8 protein-coding genes are annotated in these 7,691 nt (G+C 59.0%); 5 read left to right on the forward strand and 3 right to left on the reverse strand.

Going from position 1 to position 7,691, the window contains the following annotated elements; all coding sequences use genetic code 11:
* The first annotated feature begins 3 nt into the window (after window positions 1–3).
* From queE to WBF74_RS03820, 5 genes are all read left to right on the forward strand, one after another.
* On the forward strand, window positions 4–636 hold the full coding sequence (queE, locus tag WBF74_RS03800; protein ID WP_424435405.1) for a 7-carboxy-7-deazaguanine synthase: 633 nt from the start codon (window positions 4–6) through the stop codon (window positions 634–636).
* The gene (locus WBF74_RS03805) at window positions 636–1,004 is read left to right on the forward strand and encodes a 6-pyruvoyl trahydropterin synthase family protein (protein ID WP_424435408.1); all 369 of its coding nucleotides are present in this window, start codon (window positions 636–638) and stop codon (window positions 1,002–1,004) included. Before queE ends, WBF74_RS03805 begins: the two co-directional genes overlap by 1 nt.
* A 45-nt stretch (window positions 1,005–1,049) precedes the next feature.
* Window positions 1,050–1,493 carry a preQ(1) synthase gene (gene queF / locus WBF74_RS03810; protein ID WP_424435426.1) on the forward strand — a complete coding sequence of 148 codons (444 nt, stop codon included), beginning with the start codon at window positions 1,050–1,052 and terminating at the stop codon, window positions 1,491–1,493.
* A 113-nt stretch (window positions 1,494–1,606) separates the two neighbouring features.
* Entirely contained in the window at window positions 1,607–2,986 is a 1,380-nt protein-coding gene (locus WBF74_RS03815; protein WP_424435411.1) for a sensor histidine kinase, read from the forward strand.
* 141 nt (window positions 2,987–3,127) lie between these two features.
* Window positions 3,128–3,940 (forward strand): crotonase/enoyl-CoA hydratase family protein, encoded by an 813-nt coding sequence (locus tag WBF74_RS03820; protein ID WP_424435414.1) that lies wholly within the window; start codon window positions 3,128–3,130, stop codon window positions 3,938–3,940.
* A gap of 3 nt (window positions 3,941–3,943) precedes the next feature.
* On the opposite strand, the gene metB is transcribed toward WBF74_RS03820, so the two are convergent.
* The 3 genes from metB to WBF74_RS03835 form a co-directional block, all read right to left on the reverse strand.
* Window positions 3,944–5,113 carry a cystathionine gamma-synthase gene (gene metB, locus WBF74_RS03825; RefSeq protein ID WP_424435417.1) on the reverse strand — a complete coding sequence of 390 codons (1,170 nt, stop codon included), beginning with the start codon at window positions 5,111–5,113 and terminating at the stop codon, window positions 3,944–3,946.
* Window positions 5,106–6,818, reverse strand: coding sequence for an NADPH-dependent assimilatory sulfite reductase hemoprotein subunit (locus WBF74_RS03830; protein ID WP_424435420.1), 1,713 nt, complete (start codon window positions 6,816–6,818; stop codon window positions 5,106–5,108). The genes metB and WBF74_RS03830 overlap by 8 nt, the downstream gene beginning before the upstream one ends.
* A 9-nt stretch (window positions 6,819–6,827) precedes the next feature.
* Window positions 6,828–7,691, reverse strand: an 864-nt coding sequence (locus tag WBF74_RS03835) for a diflavin oxidoreductase (protein ID WP_424435423.1), incomplete at its 5' end; no start/stop codon positions are given.

The raw sequence follows: 7,691 nt of genomic DNA on the forward strand, positions 1-7,691 counted from the left end.
CCCATGTACTCGGTGAAGGAAATATTCTACACGCTTCAGGGTGAAGGCGCCCATGCGGGCCGGCCAGCCGTTTTCTGCCGGTTTGCGGGCTGCAATCTCTGGTCGGGGCGCGACGAAGACCGCGCCACGGCTGTCTGCACGTTTTGCGACACGGATTTTGTCGGGACGAATGGAGAAGGCGGCGGCAAGTTTCGTGATGCCGAAGCCCTGGCAGACGCCGTTGAGCGGACATGGGCGAGCGGGTCGAGCAAGGACCGCTTCGTGGTCTGCACAGGCGGTGAACCGCTTCTACAACTCGATGCGCCGCTGATCGCGGCGTTTCATGCGCGCGGCTTCGAGATTGCCATCGAAACGAATGGCACGATCGCAGCGCCCGAGGGCATTGACTGGATTTGCGTCAGCCCGAAGGCAGATGCGGTGCTGGTACAAACAAGAGGCGACGAACTGAAGCTCGTCTATCCGCAGGAAAAGGCCATGCCGGAGCGCTTTGAGGCGCTTGAGTTCCGGCATTTCTTCCTGCAACCGATGGACGGGCCGGAGCGGGAGGGGAATACGCGTGCGGCAACGGCCTATTGTCTCGCACATCCGAAATGGCGGCTCAGCCTCCAGACACACAAGCTGATCGGTATCCCGTGATGAAGATCTACAAGGAATTCTTTTTCGACGCCGCGCACTTCCTGCCCTATGCGGAGGAAGGCCATCCGAACCGCCGGATGCATGGGCATTCCTTCCGCGTCGTCGTCTGGCTGTCGGGCAAGCCCGCGCCGGATACGGGCCTTGTGCGCCATTTCGAGGATGTCGAGCAGGAGGTGATGGCTGTCCGGGAGAAGCTCGATCACCATCTTCTCAATGAGATCAGCGGGCTTGAACTGCCGACGCTCGAGCATATTGCGATCTGGATATGGAACGCGCTTTCCGGGCCTCTCCCGGAAATCACCCGGGTGGAGGTCCATCGCGCTTCCTGCCGGGAAGGCTGCGTTTATGACGGCCCGGCTGCTGCCTAGGAGGACAACATGGCTGTGAAAAAGAAGCGCAAGGCCACCCCGAAGATGCTTACCCAGCTTGGCGCGGAAACCGCCATTCCCGCGACACCGGAAGAAGCCCTGCTGGAGCGCGTGCCCAACCCGCATCCCGACACGAACTATGTCGCGCGCTTCACCGTGCCCGAATTCACCTCCATCTGCCCGGTGACGGGACAGCCGGACTTCGCCCATCTCGTCATTGATTATGTGCCGGGCAAATGGCTCGTTGAGTCGAAGTCGCTGAAGCTCTACATGCAGTCCTTCCGTAATCACGGTGCCTTTCACGAGGACTGCACCGTCGCCATCGGCAAGCGGCTGGCAGAGCTGCTTGTTCCAAAATGGATCAGGATTGGCGGCTACTGGTATCCGCGTGGCGGCATCCCGATCGACGTATTCTGGCAGAAAGGCAAGCTTCCGGCTGGCGTCTGGGTGCCGGAACAAGGCGTTGCCTCCTACCGGGGCCGCGGCTGAGGCCGATACAAAAATTAAGTACCGGTTAACGACAGCGTTCTATTGTCCGGTCAGAGACGGGAATACAGCCATGGGCGGGGCGGCTGGTTCGCGTATATGCCGGAGACCTGTCTGTGTTTTCTACCAAGGAAGCCCCCGCTCTTCCCGATGATCATACCCAGCGCGAGCTGGCGACGATGTTTCGGGATTCGCTGCTGCCCATCTCGCTTTTCCTCGCGGGGCTCTACACCTTTTTCGCATTGCTGCATGTGACCACGCTGGGCGATTCCGCGCGGAGCACCATGCTGCTTGCGGCATTTGGTGGTGTGGCGGCGTTTCTTGCTGTTGCGCTGACGATTTACAAAGGCCGCCTGCCAGTGAGCTATTCCGGGATGGCAGGGCTTTTCATCTTTGCCGTCGTACTCACCAATTCTGCGCTTCATATGTGGCTCGAGCAGGAAATCAGCCAGTCCACCAATTTCGCGCTGCTCTTTGTGGGAGCCGGTCTTTTCTTTGCCTCCCGCCTGCACCTCTTCATCTCCTATCTCGCGGCCTCTGTGACCTGGCTGCTGATTGCGACATCGGCAACGATTTACACACCCGATTTTCGCCATTTCGCCATCATGAATATTCAGGCAATCGTGATCGGTGTGCTGGCGATGGAAATCCGTCTGCGGAACAGCCGGCGTCTGATCGCGATGCGCGTTCAGGCAAACAAGCGCGAGCGCACGCTCACTCAGGCGCTTGCAAAAGCACAGCTTTATTCCGCAGCGGAGCGCGAGAACAAGGCGAAGACCGAGTTTCTCGCCAATGTCAGCCACGAGCTGCGCACGCCACTGAACGCAATCCTTGGCTTTTCCGAGGCGATGGAGCGCGAGCTGTTCGGCCCGCTCGGGGACAGGCGCTATGTCTCCTACGTGCATGACATTCACCATGCCGGGACGCATCTCCTGTCGCTGGTGAATGATATTCTGGATCTCTCCCGCATCGAGCTTGAAGGATTTTCTCTCTCGCCACAGCAGATCGACTTTGCACGAGTCTGCAAAAATTGCCTCGCCATTGTGCGGGGCCGCGCGGAACGGGGGCAGGTGCAACTTGTCTTTGATGCAGTTCCCCCCTTTCCCGTCATTGAAACAGATGAGCGACGGCTCAAGCAGGTGCTCATCAATCTTCTCAACAATGCCGTGAAGTTCACGCCGGCCGGTGGCACGGTGACGCTCGAAATCGCCCATACGTCAGACGGAGGGGCGATGATCCGCGTGCGCGATACAGGCATCGGCATGACGGAAGAGGAAATCGAGAACGCCGCCCGCCCCTTCTGGCAGGCCGATGCGGGGCTCGACCGGGCCTTCGAGGGAACGGGGCTTGGACTTGCGCTTGTGACGGAGCTCCTTCGCATGCTGCGCGGGGAGTTCCGGCTTGAGAGCCAGAAAGGCCGCGGCACTGTCGCAACCGTGATCCTGCCGCCACGGCTTCGGGCGGGGACAGGAACGGGAACGGCCACGGCGGCCTGACGCGCTTCCGCAGGGGCATCCCCGCGCGAATGCCGTTCCCTCCTTTTTCTCACCGTCCAATGCGCAACGCAGCCTTGTTTTCAGCCCCCGGCTTGCTAAGACTCTCGCCAACAACACAAGCACAGCACCCGGGAGGAATTCATGGAAGAGCGCATTGTCACGACGATCACGGACGGCGTTGCCGATGTGCGGCTGCACCGCGCCGACAAAATGAATGCGCTCGACGATGCGATGTTCCATGCCTTGCTGGAAACGGGCGAGAAGCTGAAGGCTGACAAGTCCGTGCGCGCGGTCGTTATTTCGGGCGAAGGGCGCGCCTTCTGTGCCGGTCTCGACATGAGCAATTTCGGTCGCATGGCGAGCGGCAATCGCGATGCCGAAAAATCCGATGTCACGGGCCGCCTTGCGCCACGCACGCATGGTGTCGCTAACCGCGCACAATATGCAGCGCTTGTCTGGCGCGACATTCCCGTGCCGGTGATTGCGGCTGTTCATGGCGTTGCCTTTGGCGGCGGCTTTCAGGTAGCGCTTGGAGCGGATATGCGTTTCGCGGCACCGGGTACCCGCTTCTCGGTCATGGAAATCAAATGGGGCCTCGTGCCTGACATGGCCGGCATGTTCCTGATGCGCGGCCTTGCACGCGAAGATATTATCCGCGACCTCACCTATACGGGCCGGATCTTCGAGACAGACGAGGCGCTCGCTTACGGCTTTGTGACCCGCATCTGCAATGATCCTTATGCCGATGCGCTCGCGACCGCGCGCGAAATTGCCGACAAGAGCCCGAGCGCCATTCGCGCGGCGAAGCGCATTCTCAATGACGCGCCGGACGGGACCGCGGCTTCCATCCTGCTTGCCGAATCCGTCGAGCAGGACAAGCTGATTGGCGGCGAGCACCAGAAGGAAGCCATCATGGCCAATCTGGAAAAGCGCCGCCCGGTTTTCAAAGACTGATCATCAATCGGTGAGACACGCGGCGAGACCGCGATCCAGACCTTCGAGAAGATCCTGCTCGGCTTCCAGCCCGATGGAAAGCCGCAGCAGGCGGTCTGTGATCCCGGCCTCCGCCCTTACCGCCTCTCCCATATCCAGATGCGTCATGGTGCCTGGATGGGAGACGAGGCTTTCAACGCCTCCGAGCGACTCCGCAAGCGTGAAGAAGCGCACCTCTTCCAAAAAGCGGCGAACCGCCTTCACGCCACCTGCAAGTTCGAAACTCAGCATGGCGCCGAAGCCTTTTTGCTGGCGCACGGCTATGGCATGGGTCAGGTGCGTGGCAAGCCCCGGATAATAGACCGTGGAAACCGCAGGATGCTGCGCCAGGTGCTCCGCGATCGCCATTGCGCTTGTTTGTTGCTGCCGCATCCGCGGATGAAGTGTGCGCAGACCGCGGAGCGTGAGCCATGCGTCAAAAGGCGCCCCGGCGCTACCGACGACATTGCTCCAATATTTCAGCTCATCTGCCTTTGCAGCATCAGCAGCAATAACCGCGCCGCCAATCACATCGGAATGGCCATTCAGATATTTTGTTGTGGAATGGATGACATAATCCGCGCCGAATTCAATCGGGCGCTGAAGGGCTGGTGAAAGAAACGTATTGTCCACCGCCACTTCCGTGCCCACGCGCTTTGCTTTTTCAGCGAGGCTCGCAATATCCACGACGCGCATGAGCGGGTTGCTTGGTGTCTCGATCAGCAGAAGCGCGGGCCGTTCGCTCAGCGCCGCATCGACAGATTCTTCATTTCCCTGATCGACAAGCCGCAAGCGAAAATGCCCTCGCTCTGCCCGAGCCTTGGCGAGACGCATCGTGCCGCCGTAGCAATCATGTGGCGCGAGAACGAGATCGTCACGCCGAAGACGGCCGAGAAGAAGGTCGATTGCGGCCATGCCGCTTGAGGTTACGACTGCGCCTGCACCGCCCTCGAGAGCCGCCAAAGCGCCTGCAAGAATGTCACGTGTCGGGTTTCCGGCGCGACCATAATCATAGCTGCGCGGCTGATCGTAACCGGTGAACTCGTAGGTGCTGGAAAGATAGAGCGGCGGCACCACGGAAGCGAACGCCGTGTCGCTCGCGACGCCATAAGCCGCAGCAATGGTTTCGGGGCGAATCGCCTTCCCTTTAGTCATTGAAGAAGCGTCCTTCCTTTACCTCAGGAACAATGCCGACACGGATAAGAAAATCACCGAAATGCTCTCCTATCTGACGCTCACGCGCATATCGGCCAAGTGTCTCTTCGAGCACTTCGAGGATGACCGGCTCGGCCACATTCTCGCGGACCATCTTGTTCAAACGCTCGCCGTGGAAACCGCCACCAAGATACAGATTGTATTTTCCCGGCGCGCGCCCCGTGAGGCCAATTTCGGCGATGTAAGGCCGCGAGCAACCATTGGGACAACCGCTCATGCGGATGGTGATCGCTTCATCACTCAGACCATGTCGCGCCATGATCTTCTCAATCTTGGTGAGAAGGTCTGGCATGTAGCGTTCGCTCTCTGCCATTGCCAGGCCACAGGTGGGTAACGCAACACAAGCGATCGCATTCTTTCGCAGCGTGGATGCGGTTTCATCCAGCAAGTCATAGGCTTTCAGTATGCCTTCAATGACAGGCCTATCCTCGGCCTTCACCCCGGCGATAATGAGGTTCTGATTTGGTGTCAGTCGGAAGGTTCCCTTGTGTACCCGCGCGATGTCGCGCATCGCATCCAGCAACTTCAGTGTCAGACGGCCGCTCTGAATAAACACGGTGCGATGGTGTCGCCCGTCCGGAGTTTCATTCCAGCCGAAACTGTCGCCATTGGTGGTGAAGGCGAAGGGGCGCGCTTCCTCGAATGGCGCGCCCATATGGCGCTCGATCTCGGCCTTTACCCAGTCGAGACCCTTGTCATCGATTGTATATTTAAAGCGCGCGTGCATGCGATCCTTGCGATCGCCATAGTCACGCTGCACAGCCATTACCCCATCGACGCAGGCGAGCAGACGATCAACCGGTATGAAGCCTATCAGGCTCGCAAGACGTGGATAGGTTTCCGGCGCCTGGTCGGTACGGCCCATGCCGCCACCAATCACGACATTAAATCCTTCCAGACCTTTCGAACCTCCAATCGCGATGAAGCCAAGATCCTGCGCATAGACATCAATATCGTTTGAGGGTGGTAGCGCGAAGCCGATCTTGAATTTGCGCGGCATATAGGTACGGCCATAAAAAGGTTCTTCAGGCTCGGAAGAGGCCACGCGTTCATCGCCATACCAGATTTCATGATAGGCGCGCGTCTTAGGAATAACGTGATCGCTGACCCTCTTTGCCATGGCGGCGACTTCGGCATGAAAGCGGGAGCTTTGGGGATCCACAGTTGACATCACACCGCGGCTGTCATCGCCACAGGCTGCGATCGTGTCGAGCAACGTCTCATGCAGGCCTTGAATGATGGGGCGCAGGCTGTCTTTGAGTACCCAGTGAAACTGGAAGGTCTGGCGTGTGGTGAGGCGCAGCGTCTCGCCGCCATGGTCACGCGCAAGCTCATCAAGCTTCAGCCATTGCGCAGGCGTGCAAACACCACCTGGCAACCGGACACGGATCATGAACTGATAGGCAGGTTCCAGCTTCTGCCTGCGACGTTCATCACGAATATCCCGATCATCCTGCTGATAGATACCGTGAAACTTCATCAGCTTCACATCGTCATCAGACGGGACAGCGCCAGTGATACGATCAAGAAGACCTTCCGCAATGGTCCCTCTCAGATAGTTGCTCTCATATTTCATCCTCTCGTCAGGGCTCAAGCGGTCGAGAGGCTGAGAGAGATCGTGGCTACGATCGACAGAACTCGTCATGATGTTGCCTCAGTAAACATCGCGCTGGTAACGGTGGTCGGCTTGCAGGGAGCGCACATAGTCTTCTGCTGCCTCTCGGCCGATACGTGCTTCATCCGCGACGATATCGATCAGTGCTTTATGCACATCGGGCGCGAGATTGGTGGCATCGCCACACACATAGATGTGCGCACCTTCCTCAAGCCATGCAAAGATGTCTCGTGCCTGCTCTTTCATCCGGTGCTGGACATATAATTTTTCCGCCCGGTCGCGCGAGAAGGCGACATCCATTCGGGTCAGCGTTTCATCTTTCAGCCAGCTTTGCCATTCTGTCTGGTAGAGGAAATCGGTTCGAAAATTGCGCTCACCGAAGAAGAGCCAGCTCTTTCCTTCCGCCCCGCGCACTTCGCGCTCCTGCATGAACGCACGATAAGGCGCCACGCCGGTTCCGGCTCCCACCATGATAATCGGAACATCATCAGCCGGCAGGCGGAAATGTGGGTTGCTCTGAATATAGACGGGCACGATGGCATCAAGTTCCGTGCGATCGGCCAGCATGCAGGAAGCGACACCGCCGCGCTGCTCGCCATGCAACTCGTAGCGAACCGGCGAGGCAGTGAGGTGCGCTTCATCGGGCGCGGCTGAGAGGCTTGACGCAAGCGAATAGAGCCGTGGTTGAAGCGGGCGCAGCGCGCTTGCAAATCCCGATGCCATGACACCGGACACGGGGAAACGTCGAACAATATCAATGATGTGATGCGTGCGCGGGAACACAGCCTTGTCGCCCGCCCGGTCCTCCTCGCCCAGAATCCGCAGTTCCTCGGCTTCAGCGATAAGTGCCCAGTAATCAAGAAAACGCGGCGTCGCGGCGGTGATCTCGAAATGGTGAGTCAG

Source organism: Parvibaculum sp. (assembly GCF_049672805.1).
Taxonomy (GTDB): Bacteria; Pseudomonadota; Alphaproteobacteria; order Parvibaculales; family Parvibaculaceae; genus Parvibaculum.

Bases quoted from the DNA above. Each gene is read 5' to 3' on its own strand.
- queF (WP_424435426.1), top strand. From the start codon at position 1,050: ATGCTTACCCAGCTTGGCGCGGAAACCGCCATTCCCGCGACACCGGAA.
- metB (WP_424435417.1), bottom strand. From the start codon at position 5,113: ATGACTAAAGGGAAGGCGATTCGCCCCGAAACCATTGCTGCGGCTTAT.
- WBF74_RS03805 (WP_424435408.1), top strand. From the start codon at position 636: ATGAAGATCTACAAGGAATTCTTTTTCGACGCCGCGCACTTCCTGCCC.
- WBF74_RS03830 (WP_424435420.1), bottom strand. From the start codon at position 6,818: ATGACGAGTTCTGTCGATCGTAGCCACGATCTCTCTCAGCCTCTCGAC.
- WBF74_RS03820 (WP_424435414.1), top strand. From the start codon at position 3,128: ATGGAAGAGCGCATTGTCACGACGATCACGGACGGCGTTGCCGATGTG.
- queE (WP_424435405.1), top strand. From the start codon at position 4: ATGTACTCGGTGAAGGAAATATTCTACACGCTTCAGGGTGAAGGCGCC.